19 protein-coding genes are annotated in these 24390 nt (G+C 30.6%); 17 read left to right on the top strand and 2 right to left on the bottom strand.

The window, feature by feature from the left end; genetic code table 11:
* Positions 1 to 6 precede the first annotated feature (6 nt).
* Positions 7 to 513, bottom strand: a complete 507-nt coding sequence (locus ACTG3V_RS04615; RefSeq protein WP_439130966.1) for a DUF6913 domain-containing protein — start codon at positions 511 to 513, stop codon at positions 7 to 9.
* A 248-nt stretch (positions 514 to 761) separates the two neighbouring features.
* On the opposite strand from ACTG3V_RS04615, the gene ACTG3V_RS04620 reads away from it, so the two are divergent.
* From ACTG3V_RS04620 to ACTG3V_RS04700, 17 genes are all read left to right on the top strand, one after another.
* Positions 762 to 1178, top strand: a complete 417-nt coding sequence (locus tag ACTG3V_RS04620; RefSeq protein ID WP_439130967.1) for a VOC family protein — start codon at positions 762 to 764, stop codon at positions 1176 to 1178.
* An 84-nt stretch (positions 1179 to 1262) separates the two neighbouring features.
* Positions 1263 to 4511, top strand: coding sequence for a S41 family peptidase (locus ACTG3V_RS04625; protein ID WP_439130968.1), 3249 nt, complete (start codon positions 1263 to 1265; stop codon positions 4509 to 4511).
* A gap of 50 nt (positions 4512 to 4561) precedes the next feature.
* A complete protein-coding gene (locus tag ACTG3V_RS04630; RefSeq protein ID WP_439130969.1) occupies positions 4562 to 5449 on the top strand; it encodes an RluA family pseudouridine synthase in 888 nt (295 codons plus the stop codon).
* Positions 5450 to 5538: 89 nt separating this feature from the next.
* A complete protein-coding gene (locus ACTG3V_RS04635) occupies positions 5539 to 6816 on the top strand; it encodes a hypothetical protein (protein WP_439130970.1) in 1278 nt (425 codons plus the stop codon).
* Between the two features lie 2 nt (positions 6817 to 6818).
* Positions 6819 to 8129 (top strand): AAA family ATPase, encoded by a 1311-nt coding sequence (locus ACTG3V_RS04640; RefSeq protein ID WP_439130971.1) that lies wholly within the window; start codon positions 6819 to 6821, stop codon positions 8127 to 8129.
* Positions 8129 to 9355, top strand: a complete 1227-nt coding sequence (locus ACTG3V_RS04645) for a tetratricopeptide repeat protein (RefSeq protein WP_439130972.1) — start codon at positions 8129 to 8131, stop codon at positions 9353 to 9355. Before ACTG3V_RS04640 ends, ACTG3V_RS04645 begins: the two co-directional genes overlap by 1 nt.
* 16 nt (positions 9356 to 9371) lie before the next feature.
* On the top strand, positions 9372 to 10454 hold the full coding sequence (locus ACTG3V_RS04650; RefSeq protein ID WP_439130973.1) for an AI-2E family transporter: 1083 nt from the start codon (positions 9372 to 9374) through the stop codon (positions 10452 to 10454).
* Positions 10455 to 10460: 6 nt separating this feature from the next.
* A complete protein-coding gene (locus ACTG3V_RS04655; RefSeq protein WP_439130974.1) occupies positions 10461 to 11642 on the top strand; it encodes a class I SAM-dependent methyltransferase in 1182 nt (393 codons plus the stop codon).
* 190 nt (positions 11643 to 11832) lie between these two features.
* A complete protein-coding gene (gene fdhD, locus ACTG3V_RS04660; RefSeq protein WP_439130975.1) occupies positions 11833 to 12642 on the top strand; it encodes a formate dehydrogenase accessory sulfurtransferase FdhD in 810 nt (269 codons plus the stop codon).
* Positions 12635 to 14926 carry an FdhF/YdeP family oxidoreductase gene (locus ACTG3V_RS04665; protein WP_439130976.1) on the top strand — a complete coding sequence of 764 codons (2292 nt, stop codon included), beginning with the start codon at positions 12635 to 12637 and terminating at the stop codon, positions 14924 to 14926. Before fdhD ends, ACTG3V_RS04665 begins: the two co-directional genes overlap by 8 nt.
* A gap of 10 nt (positions 14927 to 14936) precedes the next feature.
* Entirely contained in the window at positions 14937 to 16466 is a 1530-nt protein-coding gene (locus ACTG3V_RS04670) for a hypothetical protein (RefSeq protein ID WP_439130977.1), read from the top strand.
* An 88-nt stretch (positions 16467 to 16554) separates the two neighbouring features.
* Complete coding sequence (locus ACTG3V_RS04675; RefSeq protein WP_439130978.1) at positions 16555 to 18129, top strand: beta-N-acetylhexosaminidase; 1575 nt, start codon at positions 16555 to 16557, stop codon at positions 18127 to 18129.
* A 6-nt stretch (positions 18130 to 18135) separates the two neighbouring features.
* On the top strand, positions 18136 to 19230 hold the full coding sequence (locus tag ACTG3V_RS04680) for a mevalonate kinase family protein (RefSeq protein ID WP_439130979.1): 1095 nt from the start codon (positions 18136 to 18138) through the stop codon (positions 19228 to 19230).
* A gap of 4 nt (positions 19231 to 19234) precedes the next feature.
* Entirely contained in the window at positions 19235 to 20107 is an 873-nt protein-coding gene (locus tag ACTG3V_RS04685; protein WP_439130980.1) for a sugar phosphate nucleotidyltransferase, read from the top strand.
* Positions 20108 to 20152: 45 nt separating this feature from the next.
* On the top strand, positions 20153 to 21961 hold the full coding sequence (locus ACTG3V_RS04690) for a sodium:solute symporter family protein (RefSeq protein ID WP_439130981.1): 1809 nt from the start codon (positions 20153 to 20155) through the stop codon (positions 21959 to 21961).
* Between the two features lie 187 nt (positions 21962 to 22148).
* On the top strand, positions 22149 to 22502 hold the full coding sequence (locus ACTG3V_RS04695; RefSeq protein ID WP_439130982.1) for an ISAon1 family transposase N-terminal region protein: 354 nt from the start codon (positions 22149 to 22151) through the stop codon (positions 22500 to 22502).
* A gap of 19 nt (positions 22503 to 22521) precedes the next feature.
* Positions 22522 to 23475 (top strand): ISAon1 family transposase, encoded by a 954-nt coding sequence (locus ACTG3V_RS04700; RefSeq protein WP_439130985.1) that lies wholly within the window; start codon positions 22522 to 22524, stop codon positions 23473 to 23475.
* A gap of 371 nt (positions 23476 to 23846) precedes the next feature.
* Here ACTG3V_RS04700 and ACTG3V_RS04705 read toward each other — a convergent pair.
* A partial coding sequence (locus tag ACTG3V_RS04705; RefSeq protein ID WP_439130983.1) for a type II toxin-antitoxin system HipA family toxin occupies positions 23847 to 24390 on the bottom strand: 544 nt, incomplete at its 5' end.

A 24390-nucleotide genomic window follows, 5' to 3' on the forward strand; every position in this document is an offset into this window, starting at 1 on the left:
TAAAGTTTAATTTTTTAGTTTGTTTAATATGATTAAGTACTTCTTTAATTCAGATAAAAAGCTGTCTATTTTTGTAGGAACTTCTGCGATTTCAATATCATATAAAGATTGATTTACATTTGCAAAACCAACTTTAAATTTTGCTTGAGACCTTAACACAGCATTTTCTAGATACAGGTTATTTTTATTAAAATAACCAATTAGCAAATCGTGAGGTTCTTCTATAAATGATTTAAAATATTTATTTTTAACCTCACCTTTCCAATTAAAATCTTTTTCGGTAAAAAATTTATAAGAAGGTACATCCATTTTGCTGTATGGTCTGTAATTATAAATTCTAACATTCCCTAAACCCAATATTTTTTCTACCTCATTTTCTATTTTAATCCATTTATATATTTCTCCAGACGCTATGACACCTACAGTATACACCTCTTCTTGAGATATTTCTCTTTGCTCTTCATTTTGCTTTAAGAGCTTTTTGAAACTTTTTTTTATGAAAGACTTTTTCAAAGAATAAAATTAATAGGTGATTGAAATGTGTAAAAATACTATTTATTTTCGTTTCCTTTTAAAACAATTTATCACCTAAAATATTTTATCAACATAAATAAGTAATGAAATTGCACTTAAAGAATAACAAAAACACATACCTTAAAAATAAACATTTAACATTATTAATGATCAAAAAATACACCAATTATTAGTATTTTTAAAAAGTTTTTCAGTCAAAAAATAACACCCACAAATAACAACTAAAAATGATACAACCATTTCATATTGCGATTCCCGTTCAAAACCTAGAACCCTGTAGAACATTTTACAGAGACATTTTACAATGTGAAGAAGGTCGAAGCTCAGAACATTGGGTAGATTTTAATTTCTTTGGACATCAACTCGTTATTCATCAAAAGGATGATTTTAAACCAGAAAGAATTTCAAATCCTGTTGATGGGCATGATGTTCCTGTTCCACATTTTGGAGTTGTTTTAACTTGGGAAGATTGGCATGCTTTAGCAGAAAGATTAAAGGAAGCAAACACAAAATTTGAAATTGAACCTTGTATTCGTTTTAAGGGAAAAGTAGGTGAACAAGCTACAATGTTTTTTACAGATCCAGAGAATAACGCACTAGAATTCAAAGCCTTTAAGGATATTGGACAATTATTTGCAAAATAAATCACATTTCAATTACATTTTTTCATCTCTGCAGTTCGTTTGATTTTCTTTATCTTTAGAAAATAAAAATCAAACTACAGTATTATGAAAAAAATTATCTTACTTTTTTCTTTAATCATAAGTTATGCTACTTTTTCTCAAGGCACAAGATTGTTAAGAGAACCTACATTATCAAACAATCAAATAGTTTTTGTCCATGCAGCAGATTTATGGAAAGTTCCAATAAATGGAGGTAATGCCATAAGATTAACCAGTGATGAAGGTTATGAATCTACGCCTCATTTTTCAAAAGACGGACAATGGATTGCATTTACAGCTCAATATGATGGAAATATAGATGTATATTTAGTTTCAATTTATGGTGGAGAACCAAAAAGATTAACCTACCATTCATCTAGTGATATAGTTCAAGGTTGGACACCTGATGGAAAAATTTTATTCAGATCTAACAGAGAAAGCAGACCTACACAAACCAATAAGTTTTTTACCATTTCTACAGAAGGTGGTATGCCAGAAGCTTTTGATATTCCAAGAGCAGCATTTGGTGAAATTTCAGCAGACAACAAATACATTGCATACACACCAATTACAAGTTGGGATGCTGAATGGAGAAATTATAGAGGTGGCCAAGCCATGCCAATTTGGATTGTAAATTTAAACACCAAAGAATTAATTAAAACACCTCAACTTGATGGAGAGAGACATGTAAACCCTGTTTGGTATAAAGGTGATGTCTATTATATTTCAGAAAGAGATTATACTGCAAATATTTGGTCATACAACATCAAAACAAAAACAGAAACTCAGGTTACGTTTCATAAAAAGTTTGATGTAAAGAATATTGATGCCAACAGCAATGGAATTGTTTACGAACAAGCTGGATATTTACACATGTTAAATCCAGAAACAAAAGAAACAAAACAAATTAACATCAATGTAAAAGGAGATCTAAACTATTCTAGAACAAGATGGATGGATGTTTCTGGAAGAAATTTAACCAATCCAAACGTTTCTCCTAAAGGAAATAGAGCCATTTTTGAATATCGAGGAGAAATATTTACAATTCCGAAAGAAAATGGAACTTGGAGAAATTTAACCAATTCTTCTGGTGTTGCAGATCGCTCACCAATTTGGTCTCCAAAAGGTGATCAAGTCGCTTGGTTTTCTGATAAAAATGGAGAATATGAGTTGGTTTTAGCAGATCAAAATGGAGATAATCAAGAATATATAAAATTACCCAATCCTACTTTTTACTTTCAACCAGATTGGTCTCCAGATGGAAAATATATTGCTTACACAGACACCAATTTTGTAATTTGGATTATCAATTTAGAAACTAAAAAAGTTGTCAAAGCAGATGCTGATGGTTTTGCGCATCCAAATAGAACAATGAATCCAAAATTTTCTCCTGATAGTGATTGGATTGTATATGCAAAACAGAATAACAATAGTTATAAATCAATTTATGCTTACCAAATAAGCACAAAAAAAATCGTTCAAATTACTGATGAAATTGCAGATGCTATTACTCCTGTTTGGGATGCTTCAGGTAAATATATTTACACATTAGCAAGTACAGATTATGGTTTACAAACAGGTTGGTTAGACATGAGTTCTTACGACCCAAGTGTAACAAGAGCTTTATATACCATCGTTTTAGATGCAAACGATAAAGCACCTAATCTACCAAAAACAGACGAAGCAGTAATTGCTGAAAAAAAATCAAATTCTGAAAACAAAAAGAAAAAAGACACTAAAAAAGAAGAAGTAAATAAAACAATTATTGATGAAAATGGATTGTTTGATAGAGCTGTAGTTTTAAAACTACCAGCTAGAAATTATGTGGGTCTTTTAAAAGGTCCAAAAAACAAAGTATTTATTGCAGAGTCTGTACCAAACACTGGTGGTTTAACCTTGCATAGTTATGATGTTACAAAAGAAAAAGCAACCGTTTTTGCTACAGGTGTATCTTCCATGAATACTTCTGATGATCGTAATTCAATTTTAATTTCTAAAAGAGGTAGTTGGAGCTTAAACAAAGCAACTGCTCCTAAAGCAGGAAAAGAAACTTTAAAAACAAACCTTAAAATTAAGGTAGATCCTAAAGCAGAAGCGCATCAAATTTTTAAAGAAGGATGGCGTTTTATGAGGGATTTTCTTTACGTAGATAATGTACATGGAGCTCCTTGGGATGACATTTATGAATGGTATTCTCCATGGATTGAAGATGTTAGACACAGAACCGATTTAAATTATGTAGTAGACATCATGAGTGGTGAAGTTGCAATTGGGCACTCTTATGTTTCTGGGGGAGATTTCCCTAATATTAATAGAGTTGGTGTTGGTTTATTAGGTGCAGATTTAGAGAAAAACAAAGGATATTATCGCTTTTCAAAAATTTACAAAGGCGAACGCTGGAATCCAAATATATTTGCTCCATTAGGATTACCAGGAATTAATGTAAATAAAGGTGATTATCTTTTAGCTATAAATGGAGTTGATTTAACAGCAGACATGAATCCATATCAATTGCTAGAACAAACTGCTGGTAGAGAAATTTACATCAAAGTAAACGATAAACCTTCTCAAGAAAATGCTAAAACTATTTTAATTACACCAACATCTAGTGAAAGAGGTTTAAGAAATATTGATTGGGTAGAAAGCAATCGTAGAAAAGTTGATAAACTTTCTAAAGGAAAATTAGCTTATGTATATGTACCAAATACTAGTGGACCTGGTTTTACATCTTTCAATCGATATTATTTTTCACAACAAGATAAAAAAGGAGTTATTATTGACGAAAGAAACAATGGTGGTGGTTCTGCAGCTGATTATATGATAGACATTATGTCTAGAGAAGTTGTTGGATATTTTAACAGCAAAACAGAAAGTAGAAGACCTTGGACTACACCAATGGCTGGAATTTGGGGACCAAAAGTGATGATCATAAATGAGAGAGCAGGTTCAGGAGGAGATTTATTACCCTACATGTTTAAAGAAAAAAAATTAGGACCATTAGTGGGTACAAGAACCTGGGGTGGTTTAGTAGGTACTTGGGATACTCCACGATTTATAGATGGAGGAAGAATGGTAGCTCCTAGAGGTGGTTTTTATGATGTAGATGGTAATTGGGCTGTAGAAGGTGAAGGTGTTGCTCCAGACATTGAAGTGCATCAAACACCTAAAGAAGTTTTAGAAGGTAAAGATCCACAATTAGAAAAAGCAGTTGCTGAAGCCTTAAGGTTATTAAAGGGAAATGAGTTTATCATGAAGCCTGAACCCAAAGCACCTATTCGCTCTAAAAGACCAAAAGGATATCAAAAAGACAATTAATTGACTAATTATAATTCCCACTTTTGTGGGAATTATTTTTTATGCTTAAAATGAAAATAGTTGAAATACACATCGCCTTAAAACAAGAAAAAACCATTCGTTTTCAAGAATATGGAGTTGGAATTTTTAATACAGTTTCTACAAAATCTGCCTTAAAAAAAACCATAAAAAAGGAGTTAATTTTTATTGATGGAAAACTTGCAACAACTTCTAAATATATTTCTGGTGGTGAAAAAATTGAATTATATCAATCAGAAAAACCTGCTTCTTTAAAAAGATTAAAATTAGACTTAGAAATTTTATTTGAAGATGAATTTTTGGCGATTATTTACAAGCCTTCAGGTATTTTAGTTAGTGGAAACAAATTTGTAACCATCACAAATGCACTTTCTCAAAACTTACAAAAAAGTACTCAAAAAGATGCTGTCATTCCTCAACCCGTTCACAGATTAGATTACCCAACAAGTGGTTTATTATTGATAGGAAAAACGAGTTCAGCTATTCAAAAATTAAGTGTATTATTTAAAGAAAAAGAAATCCAAAAAACATATTACGCAATTACAATTGGCAACATGTGTTCAGGAGGAATCATCAATTTTAAGATTGACAATAAAAATGCTTCAACTGAATTTAAGGTTTTACAATCCTTAAAGTCAGAACGTTTTGAATATTTAAACTTGGTGGAACTAAAGCCAAAAACAGGTAGAAAACACCAATTGAGAAAACACTTAGCTAGTATTGGTCATCAAATTTTAGGTGATAAAAATTATGGAAAAACTGAGTTAATCTTAAAAGGAAAAGGATTGTATCTACATGCTGCAAAGTTAGAGTTTGAGCATCCTTTTACCAAAGAAAAAATTTCTATTGCTAAAGAACTTCCTAAGAAATTTCATTCTATTTTCACTAAAAACAATTCGTTTAAAAACAAAGAAGCTTAAGATCTAATAATTTACTTTTCATTATTATTCTTAAAATAAATATGAAATGATTAAAAATTGATAAATTAGCTCTTTAATTAATCTACTTTATGAAGAAATTTTTTAAGTTTTTGGGTATCATCATTATTTTAATAATTGGTTTTGGTATCGTCTATTATTTTATAAATAACGAAGCTTTACCAAAAGGCAAAAAAGGTAAAGAAGCAGAGGCTTTAGCTAATAAAATGTTTGATGCTATTAATCATAAAGCTTACGAAAAGACAGAGGTGCTAGAATGGAGTTTTAGAGGCATAAATTCTTACAAATGGTATAAACAAGAAAATAAAGTTGAAGTTTCTTGGGATGAAAATAAGGTTATTTTATACACTAAAAACCCACAAAAATCTAAGTCATTTGTTAATGGTAATTCAGTTGATGATAAACAACTTATTCAAAAAGCAACAAATTATTTTTATAACGATTCATTTTGGTTAGTTGCTCCCTATAAAATATTTGATTCTGGAACAGAAAGAAGTATCGTTAATTATGAAGGCAAAGAAGCACTTTTGGTTACCTATACTTCTGGTGGGTCTACTCCTGGAGATTCTTATCTATGGATTTTAGATGAAAACCACTTCCCTACTTCTTTTAAAATGTGGACTTCTATAATTCCTATTGGCGGAGTTTCTGCAACTTGGTCTGATTGGAAAAAAACAGAAGCAGGCATTCAACTACCTAAAAAACACAAACTTTCTTTATTTGGATTGGAAATTTCTATGGGAAATGTAAAAGCATACAACCCAAAAGCTAACGATTTAGCTGATAAAATTTTACAAGCAATTAAACATAAAAATTACAAGAACACAAAGTTTATTGAGTGGAGTTTTGGAGGCAGAAGAAGCTTTAAATGGAATAAAGAAAAACATATTGTGGATGTTTCTTGGGATAAATTTATGGTAAATTTATATCCAGCAGATATTGAAAAAAGTACGGTATATTTTGAAGGATCTAAGCAAGAAGACACAGACGAAAAAGTAGTAAAAAGAGCTTGGGATATTTTTAATAATGATTCGTTTTGGCTAGTTGCACCTCACAAATTGTATGATGATGGAGTGGTAAGAACCATAGAAAATATAGAAAACGAAACTGCTTTGCGAGTAACCTACACTTCTGGAGGCACAACTCCTGGAGATAGTTATGTGTGGCTTTTAGATGAAAACTACGTTCCTAAAAGCTACAAAATGTATTTAAAAAATGGCAGAATGAATGGCACACCTGCCACTTGGCAAGATTGGATAACTACGGAAAGTGGCACATTATTACCTACTAACCACACTTTTGCTAATGGAGGAGAATTGAGTATGGGAGAAGTAAAAGGATATAACTAACTATGAATAAAGATTTATTAAATAGCTTATTAGAGGCTTTACAGTTTTCGCCAAATAATATTCCGTTAAAATTACAAATTGCAAAATTATACATTCAAGATAATGAAATAACGAAAGCTGAAAACTTTCTAACAGAAATACTAGATTTAGACAGAAACAATATTGATGCAAAATTTGAGTTGGCAAAAATCTATTTTAAACAAAATAAATATGCACCCGCAGAAATTGTTTTAGAAGAAATTACAGAAACTTCATCAGATGAAAAATATCTAGAATTATTGTGCTATTGCTATTTACATCAAAATGAAATATCAAAAGCAAAAGACACTTACATCATCATTTTAAATCAAAATAAAAATTACAGAAATGAAGATTTTGATAAAAAGTTAAAAGTAAATGTTACACCTATAGAAGATGATGATTTTGTTGATGATGATGCGCTTCAATTCTTGAAAAAACCAACCATAAAATTTAAAGATATTGGTGGTATGGATCAAGTAAAAGAAGAAATTTCTTTAAAAATAATTAAACCCCTGCAACATCCTGAATTGTATAAAGCTTATGGTAAAAAAATCGGTGGAGGAATTTTATTATACGGACCTCCAGGTTGTGGAAAAACACATATTGCCAAAGCCACAGCTGGTGAAATTAATGCGAATTTCATCAACGTAAGCATCAACGATATTTTAGACATGTGGATTGGAAATTCAGAAAAAAATCTACATGAAATTTTTGAAACTGCAAGAAGAAACACGCCTTGTGTTATCTTTTTTGATGAAATTGATGCACTTGGTGCCAACAGAAGTGATGTAAATAAATCTTCTGGAAGAACAATCATCAATCAATTTTTAAGCGAATTGGATGGTTTAAATAATGATAATGATGGGGTTTTAATTTTAGGTGCTACAAATACACCTTGGCATTTAGATCCTGCTTTTAGAAGACCAGGAAGATTTGATCGCATTATTTTTGTTTCACCTCCAGATCTAGAAGCTAGAAAAGCAATTTTTTCCATCAAACTAAATGGTAAACCAACAGAAATCGTTGATACCTCAGAAATTGCAAAAAAAAGCAACCAGTTTTCTGGCGCAGATATTAATGCCGTAATTGATGTTGCTATTGAGCAAAAATTAACAGAATCTTTTAAAGAAGGAATTCCGAAACCATTACAATCTAAAGATATTTTAAAAGCGATTAAAAAAGTAAAACCTAGCACAAAAGAATGGTTTAATTCTGCAAAAAACTATGCTTTGTATGCCAATGATTCTGGTTTGTATGATGAGGTTTTGACTTATTTAAAAATTAAAAAATAATGGAAAATCAGCATTATTTAAGAGGTGTGCAACTTTTTAGTTTGGGCAGATATCAAGATGCCATTGCTTATTTTCAAAAAGCTTTACACGATATTCCAAATGATTTCAACTCGCTTTTTCATTTGGCACACGCTTATTTAAATTTAGACGATTTAGAAAAATCTGAAGACATAGCAAACGCTTTATTGAAAATAGATCCAGATGATGAAAATGCCTATTTTTTACTTTCTCAAATTTATTTTAGTAAAAGTGAATTTAAAAAAGCACTGGAAATAATAAACAAAGCTATCAGCATTTATCCTTATAAAGCCGATTTTTTTGGACAAAAATCTTACATCAATTTAAACGAGAAAAACTACGAATCTGCTTTAAAATTCGCCAATGAAGGTTTGGCACTAGATCCTAATAATAAATTGTGTTTAAATGCGCGAGTACAAGCTTTAACCAAATTAGAACGAAAAGAAGAGGTTTCATCTACCATAGAAAATCTTTTAGAAAAAGACCCTGAAAATGTATATTCTCATGCAAATGTAGGTTGGTCTAAATTAGAAAATGGAAATACCAAAGAGGCCTTACATCACTTTAAAGAAGCATTAGCTTTAGACCCAAATTTTGATTATGCAAGAGAAGGAATGAGTACTGCTATAAAAGCAAAAAATATAGTTTACAATCTATATTTAAAATATTCATTTTGGATGAGCAAGAAAAGCTCTAAACAACAATGGATTTTTATTATTGGTATTTATTTAGCATATCGATTTTCTGTGAAATTGTTATCAAACACAGAATACACGTTTTTAGTAATTCCGATTGTAATTGCCTATTTATTATTTGCATTAGGTGGTTGGTTGATGGAATCTTTATCGAATGCCATTTTAATTTTTGATAATTATGGTAAATATTTATTGGATAAAGATCAACAAAAAAGTGGGCAAGTTTTTTTAGCGCTTACTTTGGGTGCTGTGTTAGCGTTAATTACCTATGCAGTTTTAGAAAATCAATATTTCTTATTAATCGGGTTTTCATTTTTATGTAGCCTAATTCCTTTGCCAAGAGGTTTTTTAATTGATGGAAAAAACAAAAAAATATTTCATTTTGCAATAGGAGCTTTGATGTTACTTATTGCTTTTTTAGGCATTTTTTTTACTGATGATTTAATGCTTTTGGGTTCTGGAGTTTTAATTCTTTTAATTGCATTTACTTGGTTAGATAATTTTATTAAGTAAATTTAAACATCATTTTATGACATCAAAAACAATAGCAAACGGAATATTAAGAGCCTTAGCAATTATTCTTGGGATATTCTTGCTTGGCTATTTTTTACTAAAAATTCAGTCTGTAATCGTTTATATAATTATAGCTAGTGTTTTATCTTTAATTGGTAGGCCTTTTATTCTTTTTTTAAGAAGAAAATTAAAATTCCCAAATACCTTAGCCGTAATTACAACCATGTTTATAATGTTGGGGTTATTAACTGGTATTGTAATTTTATTTATTCCTTTAGTTTTAGAGCAAGGCAAAAGTTTATCTTTATTAGAGGTTGATAAGTTGCAAGAAAACATACAGGGAGTTTTTAATGAAATTACCACTTATTTTTCATCTAAAGGAATAGATATTTTAAAGGAAATTGAAAGCATAGATTTTGCTGCTCAGTTTAAAGCTATACCAAATTTATTCAACGCTATAATTGGTGCTTTAGGTTCTTTAAGTATTGGGTTATTTTCGATACTTTTCATCTCATTTTTCTTTATGAAAGATAGCCAATTGCTAAAAAATGGAATTCTAACAATTATACCCAATAACTCAGAAAATCGTTTTTCAAAATCCTTAGAAACTATTAACGATTTACTTTCTCGTTACTTTTTAGGTTTGATTATTCAAATATTAATTTTATTCATTATCTATACCATTATATTGTTGTCCTTTGGTATTTCTAACGCAATTGTTATTGCTTTTTTGTGTGCCTTATTAAACTTAATACCTTATGTAGGCCCTTTAATTGGAGCTTTTTTAATGTTTATTTTATCAATGACAAGCAATATTGGTTTAGATTTTCAAGAACAAATTTTACCAACTTCACTTTGGATTTTGTTTTGTTACGGACTTGCCCAAATTTTAGACAATTTTGTAAGTCAACCTATAATTTTTTCAAAAACCACAAAATCTCATCCTTTAGAAATTTTTTTAGTGATTATTATTGGAGGCTTACTTTTTGGAATTATAGGCATGATAACAGCTGTACCCACATATACAGCACTCAAAGTGATTTTAAAAGAATTTTTATCAGAAAATAAAATCGTTAAATCGTTAACTAAAAGCCTTTAATTTCTTTTGAATACAGCTATTCTTAAATCAGATGTTCAACAGTTTATAACTGACAATTTAAATACTGAAATCACAAAACTGATTTTAAAAGGTAGCCCTTTTAGTAATATTTCTATTCAAGAATTAGCCAATCAAATTGTGGCAAAACAAAAATCAGAAAAGAAATTATCAACTTGGTTTACTACTAAAAATATATATTACCCACCAAAATTAAGTATAGAACAAACCTCATCAGAAATTACAGCGAAATATAAATCGAGTTTGGTTTCTGGTGATTATATTATTGATATTACAGGAGGTTTTGGAGTAGATTGTTACCACTTTTCTAAACAATTTAAACAAGTAACGCATTGCGAAATCAACAAAGAATTATCAACAATTGTAAATCACAATTACCAACAATTAAATGTTGATAATATAAAAACCATTGCAGGTAATGGTTTTGATTATTTAAAACAAACGCAAAAAAATTTTGACTGCATTTACATAGATCCTTCAAGAAGAAACGACGTTAAAGGAAAAGTTTTTTTGTTGAAAGATTGTCAACCTTATGTTCCTCCAAAAATTGATTTCTTTTTTACAAAAGCAAATTATATTTTAATTAAAGTTTCGCCAATTTTAGATATTTCTAATACCATAAACGACTTAAAAAATGTAAAAGAAATACATATTGTTGCTTTAAATAATGAGGTAAAAGAACTCCTTTTTTTATTAGAAAAAGAGTACAACGAAGAAGTAAAAATTAAAACCATTAATTTTCAGAAACAAACCACTCAAAAATTTGAATTCAATCTCAAAGAAAAAGTGGAATCAAACTACTCAATACCACTCACCTATTTATATGAACCCAATGTTGCTATTTTAAAATCGGGTGGATTTCATCAAATCTCTAAACAACTTAACGTTTTTAAATTGCATCAACATTCACATCTATATACTTCCGAAGAAATCATAAATTTTCCTGGTAGAGCTTTTAAAATTTTAGAAACTATTCCTTATGATAAAAAAAGGCTCAAGAGACTTTTACCAAACAAAAAAGCAAATGTTACAGTTAGAAACTTTTCTAAAACTGTTGCTCAATTTAGAAAAGAAACAAAAATAAACGATGGAGGAGAAATATACATCTTTCTAACAACCAACGCAATAAACAAACAAATAGTAGTTTTATGTAAAAAAACAAACATCTAGCTAACAGATTAACATCATTTTAGGATTTATTTTCTAATAAGCAAAATAATTTTCTATCTTTGCAGTTCTACTTTATGTGTTTTATTTTTAGGGGTATAAAACACTAAAGCTCAAGTCTCGGTTTTCATCGAGACTTTTTTTATGCTCATAGTTTTTCATTAAATTTGTAAGAAGCAGATATAAAAATTTTATGCAAACAGCAAATTATAAAGGTTTGAAAATCACTTCTAATAATCATTTTAATATTGATGATTTTCTAGTTATAGAAGCCCCTCTTCAAATTAACATTAATCAAGAACCTTATACAGTTGTTATGCGAACGCCTAATGATGATTTTGAACTTATTAGAGGCTTACTTTTTGCAGAAGACATCTATAAAAAAAGTGAAAATTTATCTTTTAATATTGAAAAACAAGAAGAAAATATTCCTTCAATAATAAATGCAACCATAAATCAACAAAACTTAGGTAGTGGATATTTAAATAAACGTACATTACTATCTGTTTCTTCTTGTGGTATTTGCGGTAAAAAAGAACTAAAAGATTTACAAATTCATGGCAATAGTTTACCAACAGAAGTAATAACATCTACTCAAAACCTACATAAAATGCATGATATCATGAAAGGTTTGCAAGAAACTTTTAAAAAATCAGGGGGTAGTCATGCAGCAGCAATTTTTAACAAACAACAACAACTGTTATGTATTAAAGAAGATATTGGCAGACACAATGCTGTTGATAAATCAATTGGGCGCTTGCTACAAACCAAAACCTTAAAAAACGCACATTATTTGTTAGTTAGTGGCAGGGTTTCTTACGAAATAGTTACGAAAGCTTTTATGGCTAAAATTCCTGTTATTGTTGCCATATCATCATGTTCTTCTTTAGCCGTAGATTTTGCAAAAGAATTCGGAATTTGTTTAATCGGTTTTACAAGAAATCAAAAAATGACCATTTATGCAAACACACAATATATTCATAACCAAGTAAAAGATGCATAAAAAAACAAGTGCTCAGCCACCAGAACAACTAACAGGAATTCAACTAAAAGAAGTTCCCAAAACTTCGGTTGGTCCAAAAGCAATTGTCTCTGCTTTAGGCCATATTAAAAATGAAGTTGGGATTATTAAAGGTATTGGATTATTAAAAAATTTAAATCAAAAATATGGATTTGATTGCCCAGGTTGTGCTTGGCCAGATCCTCACGAAAAGAGAGCTTTTTTGGCAGAATACTGCGAAAATGGTGCAAAAGCTGTTGCTGAAGAAGCCACAAAAAATAAAGTTTCACCATTGTTTTTTGCAACACATTCTGTTAATGATTTATCAAAATTATCCGATTATGAAATTGGAAAAAAAGGGAGGATAACACATCCTATGTATTTACCAGAAGGTGCAGAATATTACAAAGAAATTTCTTGGGACAATGCTTTTCAAATAATAGCAGATCAATTAAATGCGCTCAAAAATCCTAATGAAGCTATTTTTTATACTTCAGGTAGAACCAGTAATGAAGCCGCTTTTCTATATCAACTATTTGTTCGTCAATTTGGTACCAACAATTTACCTGATTGTTCTAATATGTGTCACGAGTCTAGTGGTGTTGCCCTTTCAGAAACTTTAGGTATTGGTAAAGGTTCAGTTACTTTAGATGATTTTAATCATACCGATTTAATTATTGTAATTGGTCAAAACCCAGGAACCAATCATCCAAGAATGCTCACTGCTTTGAGTAAAGCAAAACAAAAAGGAAGCAAGATAATTACTATAAACCCTTTACCAGAAATAGGTTTACTAAACTTTAAAGACCCACAAAACCCTTTAAAATGGTTAGGTAATGGACAAGATTTAACTGATTTATTTTTACAAGTTAAAATTAATGGTGATGTTGCTTTGTTAAAAATCATCTTAAAATTGATGATTGAAAGAGAAAAAAAAGTACCGAATTCAGTTTTTGATCATGATTTTATTGATAACAAAACCTATGGTTTAGCAGAATTAATCAAAGACTTGAACACTTACTCAATTGATTATTTACTTCCTCAAACAGGTTTATCTTTAAATGAAATTAAAGCTGCAACAGATCTCATTGTGAATAACAAAAAAATTATTATTTGTTGGGCAATGGGTATCACTCAACATAAAAATGGTGTAGATAATATTAGAGAAATTGTAAATATTTTACTTTTAAAAGGTAGTATTGGTAAAAAAGGTGCTGGTACATGTCCTGTTCGTGGACACTCTAACGTACAAGGAGATAGAACAATGGGCATTTGGGAAAAACCAAAAGACCATTTTTTAGACAATCTAGAAAAAGAATTTAAATTTAAAGCTCCAAGAAAACATGGCTTTGATGTAGTTGAATCTATCAAAGCAATGCATCAAAACAAAGCTAAAGTATTTTTTGGTATGGGTGGTAATTTTATTTCTGCCTCTCCAGATACAGAATATACAGCACAAGCGTTAGGCAATTGCAACTTAACCGTTCATGTTTCTACAAAACTAAATAGAAGCCATTTAATTCATGGTAAAAAAGCATTAATACTACCTTGTTTAGGGCGTTCTGAAAAAGATATACAAAGTTCTGGAGAACAATTTGTTTCTGTAGAAAATTCAATGGGCATAGTACATAAATCTCAAGGTCATTTAAACCCTTGTTCAGCACATTTATTGAGCGAAACTGCAATTGTAGGCAACTTGGCAAATAAAACACTAAAAAATTCATCAACGAATTGGCTACAATTAATTTCTAATTATGATTTTATTCGTGATAAAATTGAAGCTACAATTCCCGGTTTCGATAATTATAACAAAAGAGTACGCAAAGAAGGTGGGTTTTACCTTCCTAACAATGCAAGAGAAAATAATTTTGATATTACTACCACTGGAAAAGCAAATTTTAGTATAAATTCACCCTCTGATATTGTGTTAAAAGACAATGAATTTATAATGATGACAATTAGAACTCATGACCAATACAATACTACAATTTATGGTTTAAACGATAGATACAGAGGGATTTTAAATGAGCGTCGTGTAATTTTGATGAATAAAAACGACATGAACTCTATGAATTTAAAAAAATTAGACTTGGTAGATTTAACAAGTCATTTTAATAATGAAAAAAGAGAAGCAAAACGGTTTTTGGTAATTCCTTATAACATACCTCAACAATGTACAGCCACCTATTTCCCTGAAACTAATGTTTTAGTACCTATAAAAAGTACTGCAGAACACAGCAATACACCAACATCAAAAGGAGTAATAATAACCATCACAAAAAGATAATTTACTACAAATGAAAAAACTATTTTTTTTATCAGCCTTTTTAATTGCAAGCGTTACTTTAAACGCCCAAAACAGCAATGTTCCAGAAAAAAAATCTCAAAAAGCATTTGGTAAAATAGACTTCCTTTCTATTGTTATGCCTGAAACGAACATTCCAAATGAAAAAAATATGGGTTTTACAGGTATTCATTATAATTTAATGCTGAATGATTGGGCTTACGCTGGTGCTGGTATTTACGGTGCTGTTAGCGGTAATAGAGGTGGTTTTTTTACCTTAGGTGTCAATGCAGGAATTAAAAAATATTTAGGTCAAGATTTTTATGTAGACACTGGTTTTCATTTGGGTGCTGGTGGTGGAGCTGCTGCACCTGATGGTGGTGGTATATTTATTTTACCTCATTTTAATTTAGGCTATGATTTTAAAAATTTCTCTATAAATTCTGGTTGGAGTTATGTGAATTTCTTTGATGGAGGTGAAATTAAAGGAAATCAACTTATGGTTGGTTTAGAAATTCCTTTAGACTATACCTATGCTGATTATGATGCTCGAGAAAATGAATATACCTTTAATACTTTACAAACCTCAGATTGGAACATCAACACAAAGAAAACTTCATTATTGTTTCATCAAAATAACCTTAAAATAAAAGGAAATACTCAAGGTATTAACAATGGTAAAACCATACGATTGGCCGGTTTTGAATTGGCAAATTATTTTACCGATAATTGGTTCGCATTTTTAAAGGTTGATGGCGCTTTTGATGGCATAAAAGCTGGTTTTATGGATGTTTTTTTAGGAGGTGGTTACCTTTTACCTATCTCCAAAAACAACACCAATATTTTAGCCAAATTTGGAGTTGGTGCAGCTGGTGGTGGTGGAATTGAATCTGGTGGAGGTTTTTTAATATATCCAGAGCTGTCTTTAGAACAACGAATTTTCGATGATTTCTTTTTAACATTAAATGGTGGTTTGGTATTTTCTCCTAATAGAGTATTTAACACGAATGCTTACGGAGTTGGTCTAAAATATTACGTAGAAAGAAGTGGTATTATTTCTGATAAATCTTTTTCTAGAGGAAAATTCAAAGGTTTTGAAGTGGTTGTTAAACATGATTTATATTTAGATGCTGAAAGAGATGGAACAATACCAACAGAAGATTTACACCAAATAGCACTGCAAATAAATTTTGATTTAACAAAAAACATCTTTGTAGCTGGGCAAACTGCTTTTGCAAGTTTTGGAAATGCAGGTGCTTATGCTGAGGGTATTGTTGGTTTTGGGGCAAGAACTAACCCTATTTTAAATGATAAGTTTACGCTTTTTGGACAAGTACTTGCAGGCGCTGCTGGTGGTGGAGATATTAGTACTGGTGAAGGTTTAATTTTTAAACCTGCTGCCGGTTTTAACTACAAACTAAACAATAGCTTAAGTTTAAGAGGTTCTGGTGGTTATGTTAAAGCTAAAGGTGGTTCATTATCTAGCACAATGTTTAACTTAGGAATAAAGTATCATTTATCCTTCTTAAAAATGAATAAATAAAAAAGTTTTTTAATCTACAATCCTCCAAAACATGAAAATTAAGCACGTTTTATTTCTGAGTCTCTTTGTTGCGATAAATACATTAATTATGAACGGTCAAGAAATTAGGATAATACCTCGCCCTCAACAAATTAGTATAGGAAACAGCTCTTTGAAAATTAGCAAAGAAACTCAGATTGTTTTTGATAATACAAACGAAACAATTGCTAAAAGTCTTCAAAATTATTTTAAAGAAAGCTACGGTTTATCACTAAAAACTACTGATTATCAAAATTTACAAAAAAATTTCATCACTTTTCAAATTGATGAAAATTTAACTGATGAAGCTTACGAATTAACAGTCGAAAACAATAAAATTATTATTTGTGCTCAAAATAATACAGGCTGGTTTTATGGGGTACAAACCTTACAACAACTCTGCGATTACAATTCATACTACTCTAAATACGAAAAATACATAAAAGTTAAGGATGTAAAAATTGTAGATGCCCCAAGATTTAAATGGAGAGCTTTTATGTTAGATGAAGCGCGTTATTTTAAAGGCATTAAACAAGTAAAAATGCTTTTAGATGAAATGGCATTTTTAAAAATGAATGTATTTCATTGGCATTTGGTAGATGATCAAGGTTGGCGTATTGAAATCAAAAAATACCCAAAACTCACCCAAATTGGTGCCAAAAGAAAAAGCACTCAAGTTGGCCCCTTACAGTGGGAGAGCCCAATTCAATCTGGTGAACCTCATCAAGGTTTTTACACGCAAGAGCAAATTAAAGAAATTGTGGCTTATGCCAAAGAAAGACAAATTACTGTTGTTCCAGAAATTGAAATGCCAGGACACTCTACAGCCGCAATTGCTTCTTACACTTGGCTAGGAACTTCAAAAAACAAAATTGAAGTTCCTATAAAATTTGGTGTTGGAAAAGATGTTTATGATGTTACAAACCAAAGGGTTCTTCAATTTTTAAAGGATGTTTTAGATGAAGTAATGGTACTTTTTCCATCTAAAGTAATTCATATTGGTGGCGACGAAGTAAAATACAATCACTGGAAAAATTCAGCAACAGTTCAAAAATACATGAAAGCACATAATTTAGAAACCCCTGCTGATTTACAAGTATATTTTACAAATAATATCTCTAAATATTTACAAAGTAAAGGAAGAAGAATGATGGGATGGAATGAAATCATGGGACATAACTTACATCATTATCAAGATAAAAAAGATACAAAAACTACTCAAAAACTAGCAAAAGAAAGTATAATTCATTTTTGGAAAGGCGATGTTGAACTGGTAACAACAGCTGCAAGTAATGGCTACGAAATTGTAAACTCTTTACATACGTTTACCTATTTAGACTATCCTTATAAAAACCTACCCTTATCTAAAGCCTACGCCTTTAACCCTGTTCCAGAAAAATTAGCAAAACCCTATCATGATAAAGTAATTGGTTTAGGATGCCAAATGTGGGGAGAATGGATTCCTACAAATGGCGAAATGCATTACAAAGTTTTTCCAAGAATTGCAGCTTATGCCGAGGTTGGCTGGACAAAAATAGAGCACAAAAATTTTAATGCTTTTAATGCAGCACTCAAAAATTTACAAAAACGTTGGGCATCCAAAGAAATCTATTTTGCACCTAACGAATATGTAGAGAAAAAATAATAAATTTTGAATAAAATCATTTCTATAGCACCTGGAAGAACTTGTTTATTTGGAGACCATCAAGATTATTTGGGGCTCCCTATAATAGCTTGTGCTATCAACAAACACATTACTTTAACAGCAGAAAAAAATAATTCAAATACGTTTGAAATTAATTTACCTGATATCAATACAACCAGAACTATTGATATATATGATAAACATAGTACATTAAAAAAAGAAGATTTTTTTCAATCAACCTTGCAAGTTTTACAACGATACAACTGCACTCCAAATCATGGGTATAACATTCATATTACTGGTACTATCCCAATTAATTCTGGCACTTCAAGCTCATCTGCACTCGTTGTTGCCTGGGTGCAATTTTTAATCAAAGCTTTTGGCGATGAAACGTTGTTGACTCCAGAAAAAGTTTCTCAAATAGCTTTTGAGGCCGAAGTTTTAGAATTTAATGCTCCAGGAGGTAAAATGGATCAATATAGTATTGGATTAGGAAATATCATATACTTAGAAACTGGAGATCAGTTTTCTTATGATGTTTTAAAGGTACCTTTAAGAGGATTAATCATGGCTGATTCTGGTGTACCAAAAGAAACGCTTGGTTTGTTAAATCGATTAAAAACGAATTCTTGGAAAGCCATAGAAGAAGTAAAAAAGCATGTTGTAGATTTTGATATGAATAGTGCAAAAATTGAAGATTTACAAAAATACCTAAAGTACCTATCTACTGATTTAAGACCTTATTTTGAAGCAGCTTTAGGCAATTATAATGTCACTAAAAAAGCATTAACATCATTTAAAAAAGAAAAACTAAATCTTATAGAAATTGGAGATTTAATGAATCAACATCATCATTATTTAAAAAACCTTTTAAAAATTACCGTTCCAAAAATTGATGCTATGATCGATGCTGCTATTGATGCTGGTGCTTTAGGCGCAAAAATTGTTGGCTCTGGTGGTGGTGGAAGTATTGCAGTTTTATCAACTAAAGATAAAGAAATAGCAATCTCTAAAGCCATTTTAAATGCGGGTGCAAAAAGCATTTATATAGCTAAAGTTGATAAAGGCGCACATATTTCAATTACAAACTCTTTACTCTAAAAAAATGCATGATAATTTAATAATTTTAGCAGGTGGAATGTCTTCAAGAATGAAAAAACCAGCAACCACAACATCAGTAAATGAAGAACAAACCAACCAAGCAAACCATAGAAGTAAAAGTTTAATTAGTGTTGGTAATTCTGGTAGACCACTAATGGATTATTTACTCTACAATGCCAAAAAATCTGGATATAAAAATATTTATATTGTGATTAATGAGCAAGGTAATTTGTTTTATGAGTTTTATGGAACCAAAAAAACAAATAATGATTTCCACGGATTAAACTTATCATTCGCAATACAATATATTCCAAAAAACAGGGTAAAACCCTTTGGCACTGCAGATGCTGTTTTACAAGCTGTTGAACAATTTCCTGAATTGCAAAATCAACAATTTACAATTTGCAATAGTGATAATTTATATTCGGTAAATGCTTTAAAATTAATAAGAAAAACAAACCATAAAAATGCTTTAATTTCTTATGATAGAGATGCTTTAGCCTTTTCTTTAGATAAAATATATTCGTTTGCAGTGATGAACTTGAATGATAAAAATTATTTAAAAGATATCATTGAGAAGCCATCTTTTGAAAAAGTTAAAGACTATAAAGATAAAGATGGTAAAATAAGAATTAGCATGAACCTCTTTACATTAGATGGTAAAATGATATTTCCTTATTTGCTGAACTGTCCAATTCATCCGATTAGAAATGAAAAAGAACTCCCAACCGTTGTTTTAAATTGTGTAGCAGATTACCCAAACTCTTTTTTATGCATTCCACTTTCAGAACACGTACCAGATTTAACCGCAAAAGATGATATTATAATTATAAAAGAATATTTAAAAAAGCATTATCCAGAAACTTTAAATTGGTAATAGAATTTTTATATTGCAACCATTGTAACCATTAACAATTCGCTTATGATTAATTTAAGTACGCTAGATTATGTTTTAATAATTTCATTTTTTCTGATTACATTATTTATTGGAATTTACGTTTCAAAAAAATCAGGAAAAGATGCAACTGAGTACTTTCTTTCGGGTAGAAATATGCCTTGGTGGTTGTTAGGTGTTTCTATGGTTGCCACAACTTTTTCTACAGACACTCCAAATTTTGTAACAGATATTGTAAGAAAAGATGGTGTATCTTCTAATTGGATGTGGTGGTCTTTTTTAATAACAGGATTGCTTACTGTTTTTGTTTATGCAAAATTATGGCGAAAATCTGAAGTAAAAACAGATATAGAGTTTTATGAATTACGCTATGGAGGAAAACCTGCTCGGTTTTTAAGGGCTTTTAGAGCTTTGTATCTAGGATTGTTATTCAATATTTTTGCAATGGCAGGCGTAACCTTAGCTGCTATTAAAATTGGTAGTATTATGTTGGGATTACAACCATGGGAAACCATTGTTTATGCAGGTACAGTAACCGTAATTTTTAGTGCTCTTGGAGGTTTTAAAGGTGTGGTTTATACTGATTTTATATTGTTTTTTACAGCTATGACTGGTGCTATTGGTGCTGCCTATTATTTGGTTAATTTACCTGAAATTGGAGGAATTCAAGCGTTAATAACACATGAAAATGTTGCAGATAAATTATCAATTCTACCAGATTTCAGCAATACTGAAGCCTTAATAACTTTACTAATTATCCCTTTGACTGTGCAATGGTGGAGTTCTTGGTACCCTGGAGCAGAACCAGGAGGTGGTGGATATATTGCACAAAGAATGTTAGCTGCTAAAGATGAAAATCATGCTATTGGTGCCACATTTTTTTTTAATATCATGCATTATGCTTTACGCCCTTGGCCATGGATTTTAGTGGCTTTAGCTTCTTTAATAATTTTTCCAGATGTTGCCAGTATTCAAGAAGCTTTCCCCTCTATTTCTCAAGATAAATTGGGTGATGATCTAGCTTATTCTGCCATGCTAACGAAATTACCTAGTGGTTTGTTAGGCTTAGTTTTAGCTTCATTAGTAGCGGCTTATATGTCTACAATTTCCACTCATTTAAATTGGGGTTCGTCTTATATTGTTAACGACTTTTACAAACAACAAATTAAAAAAAATGCTTCAGAAAAACAATTGGTTGCTGTAGGACGAATAGCTACCATAGTTTTAATGATTTTCAGTGCAGTATTTGCTTTGTATCTTCAAAATGCAAAACAACTTTTTGATATTATTATAATGTTTGGGGCAGGAACTGGCTTAATTTTTATTTTACGATGGTTTTGGTGGAGAATAAACGCTTGGAGCGAAATTTCTGCAATGTTGGTATCAGGAGTTATTTCTTTAATTTTTTCATCTCAACATATAAGTGCTCTGTTTTTTGGTGATACTGGTTTTCTTTCTGCTTGGGCAAAACTACCTGTAATCGTTTTTTTAACCACTTTTATTTGGCTTGTATGTACATTTTTAACAAAACCCGAAAAACAAGAAGTTCTTGTTAAGTTTTACACTAAAACGCAACCTGGAGGTCCTGGTTGGGTGCCTGTACTATCGAAAATACCAAAATCTGAAAAGATTCTAAAAGAAAATAAAAATTGGAATGTTCCTTCAGGAATTTTGGCAATGCTATTGTGTTGTATTTTAATTTACAGCTGCATGTTTGCTACTGGATACTGGATTTATGGTGAAACTACAAATGCTTTAATAACATCTTGCTTAGGAATAATTTCAGGTTTTTTTCTTATCAAAATTTGGAGAAAAATAAAAGCTACTATTTTCTAAAAATCAAAAATTAGTACTTTTATGAACATACACCACTAAAGCTTATAAAAATGGAGAAACGTTAAAAAAATATTTTTGCTTGATAATAAAATCACACAACTTTCTGTCTTGATCCATTGAGGATCAGTCCTAAAAGTTGGGGATTAATTTGATATAAAATGATTTTCTTTGTAAAAAAAAGTAAATTTTGGAAGGATATTTAGACCTTATAAAGATGATTCTACCTGAAATTTTGGTAGCACATTTCGATCTTGTTGCAACAAAAAAAGAAGGAGAAAAACTACACCTATATTTTGAAGAAAAGAATAAGGTTCCAGAGGAATTTAATTCTCGACAACTCATCTCTAAAGGCTTTCATAAGTCCATAACCGTTCAAGACTTTCCTTTAAAAGGAATGTTTGTGTTTTTCCATATTAAAAGGCGCAGATGGACAGATAAAAAAAGCTCAGAGATACTCCAAAGAGACTGGACTCTGGTTGCAAACGGCACTCGAATGACTAAAGAGTTTGCCGCTTTTTTAAAATCAATTAATAGATACTAAGGCTATTGATTGCAGAACCATTGGTGCTTTCTTCGGGGTCAATGGAAAAAAATTGCAACGTCAATATAAAGATTATTTAAGCGATTTTAAGCAGTGGGATCAATTAAAGCATGCAAAAGATTGGTTAATCTTCCCTCAAAACATGGGCAAGCGTCTATCTATCGATGAAGTAGCTTTGTCTCAAGGAGAACTCTACACAGTGGTTACTAACAAAAAGGCTAAAGGTAAAGCTGGCGCTATTGTAGCGATTATTGAAGGAACCAAAGCCAACAAAGTGATAGCACACTTGAATAAAATACCACTCGAAAAAAGAAGACAGGTAAAGGAAATAACCTTAGATATGGCTCCAAACATGAAATTGATTGCCAAAACATGTTTTATAAAAGCTACACAGGTTATAGATCGTTTTCATGTTCAAAAATTAGCCTCAGAAGCATTGCAAGAAATTAGAATTAAATATAGGTGGATAGCTATAGACCAGGAGAATGAAGCTATATTGACAGCAAAGTCAAAGCATAAAGAATACTCCCCAGAGCTACTTTTAACAGGAGAAACAAGAAAACAACTCTTAGCAAGAAGCCGATATTCACTTTACAAAAGCAAAGAAAAATGGACACAAAAACAAGCAGTTAGGGCAAAAGTGCTGTTCGAGCAATACCCTGAAATTGAAAAAGCTTACAAGTTATCTCAAGAATTAAAAGCTTTTTTTAATACCAAAAATGGAAAAGCCATAGCACTTACAAAACTTGCGCAATGGTATGATAAAGTTGAAAAATCAGGATTTAAAAGTTTCTCTACAATTATGAATACCATAAGACTAAACTATCAAAGAATAATCAACTATTTTGACAGTAGAAGCACAAATGCTTCCGCTGAATCTTTTAATGCTAAAATTAAAGCGTTTAGAGCACAGTTCAGAGGTGTGAAAAATGTGGAATTCTTTTTGTTTAGATTAACAAATATATTTGCTTAGTCCCCAACAATTGTTCTTGATCCTTTTTAATCAATATTAGTTAATTTAAAATGATGTTGAGCTAAAACCAAAAAGCCCGTAAACACAGTGTTTACGGGCTTTTGGTGAGATTTGTATTTCTCTAAGCGGAGAAAGAGGCAGTTGAACCTCTCTGTATTTTATATGATAATCAGTGTTTTACAAAATTTTACTTGAAAAGTGACACCGAATTAGACCCCTAATTTTACCTACTAAAAAACACTAAATTGTATGGTATAAAGATACAAAAAATCGTACTAAAATTTAAACTAGTGATTAAAAAATAATTAGCTATTCTTAAAATTTATTAATCTTTGAAACTGAATTTTTATATAAAAAAACCTGTTCAATATTTAGTACAAAAGGTTTAAATTATTATGAATTCTATTAGTAATATCTTTTCGAACTTCAACTTTTTTTGCATAAAATTTCCAATTACCAACAACAGCATTTATATCTTCTATAATCTTTTCACCTTTTTTAATGTTATTATCTTTAGCAATCGTCATTAAATCATCTTTTGTAATACCCAATCTTTTACCATTAACACTTAAGGTTTGTTTACTTACCCAATGATTGGTTTTATCAAATGAAAAACATAAATCATAGGCTAGTGATAAAGACCAACTCTCATTTTGCTTCAAGAGAAATGAAAAGTTTTTTGTGTGATCATCATAGTTCGTAGACAAAACATTAAAAACCATCCTTTTAAACATTTCCTCTGCTTCAGGATATGTTAATCGAAGTAATCTCATCGTTTGAAAAAGCTGTTCGTAACTAAAACCGTACATATCATTAAAATCATAATGCTGCAATCCACAAAACGATTGTATATGATGTTTGCTATTACCTTCTCTATCAAAACGTTTGGTTAAGAAATGTGCTCGACCATTTTCT

Origin of the sequence: Polaribacter sp. (assembly GCF_965660385.1) — a bacterium.
In the GTDB taxonomy this organism is placed as follows: Bacteria; Bacteroidota; Bacteroidia; order Flavobacteriales; family Flavobacteriaceae; genus Polaribacter.

What these genes read in the sequence shown, in the direction of transcription:
- ACTG3V_RS04650 (WP_439130973.1), top strand. Translation starts at nt 9,372, where the DNA reads ATGACATCAAAAACAATAGCAAACGGAATATTAAGAGCCTTAGCAATT.
- ACTG3V_RS04690 (WP_439130981.1), top strand. Translation starts at nt 20,153, where the DNA reads ATGATTAATTTAAGTACGCTAGATTATGTTTTAATAATTTCATTTTTT.
- fdhD (WP_439130975.1), top strand. Translation starts at nt 11,833, where the DNA reads ATGCAAACAGCAAATTATAAAGGTTTGAAAATCACTTCTAATAATCAT.
- ACTG3V_RS04685 (WP_439130980.1), top strand. Translation starts at nt 19,235, where the DNA reads ATGCATGATAATTTAATAATTTTAGCAGGTGGAATGTCTTCAAGAATG.
- ACTG3V_RS04645 (WP_439130972.1), top strand. Translation starts at nt 8,129, where the DNA reads ATGGAAAATCAGCATTATTTAAGAGGTGTGCAACTTTTTAGTTTGGGC.
- ACTG3V_RS04670 (WP_439130977.1), top strand. Translation starts at nt 14,937, where the DNA reads ATGAAAAAACTATTTTTTTTATCAGCCTTTTTAATTGCAAGCGTTACT.
- ACTG3V_RS04630 (WP_439130969.1), top strand. Translation starts at nt 4,562, where the DNA reads ATGAAAATAGTTGAAATACACATCGCCTTAAAACAAGAAAAAACCATT.
- ACTG3V_RS04635 (WP_439130970.1), top strand. Translation starts at nt 5,539, where the DNA reads ATGAAGAAATTTTTTAAGTTTTTGGGTATCATCATTATTTTAATAATT.
- ACTG3V_RS04665 (WP_439130976.1), top strand. Translation starts at nt 12,635, where the DNA reads ATGCATAAAAAAACAAGTGCTCAGCCACCAGAACAACTAACAGGAATT.
- ACTG3V_RS04620 (WP_439130967.1), top strand. Translation starts at nt 762, where the DNA reads ATGATACAACCATTTCATATTGCGATTCCCGTTCAAAACCTAGAACCC.
- ACTG3V_RS04675 (WP_439130978.1), top strand. Translation starts at nt 16,555, where the DNA reads ATGAACGGTCAAGAAATTAGGATAATACCTCGCCCTCAACAAATTAGT.
- ACTG3V_RS04625 (WP_439130968.1), top strand. Translation starts at nt 1,263, where the DNA reads ATGAAAAAAATTATCTTACTTTTTTCTTTAATCATAAGTTATGCTACT.
- ACTG3V_RS04640 (WP_439130971.1), top strand. Translation starts at nt 6,819, where the DNA reads ATGAATAAAGATTTATTAAATAGCTTATTAGAGGCTTTACAGTTTTCG.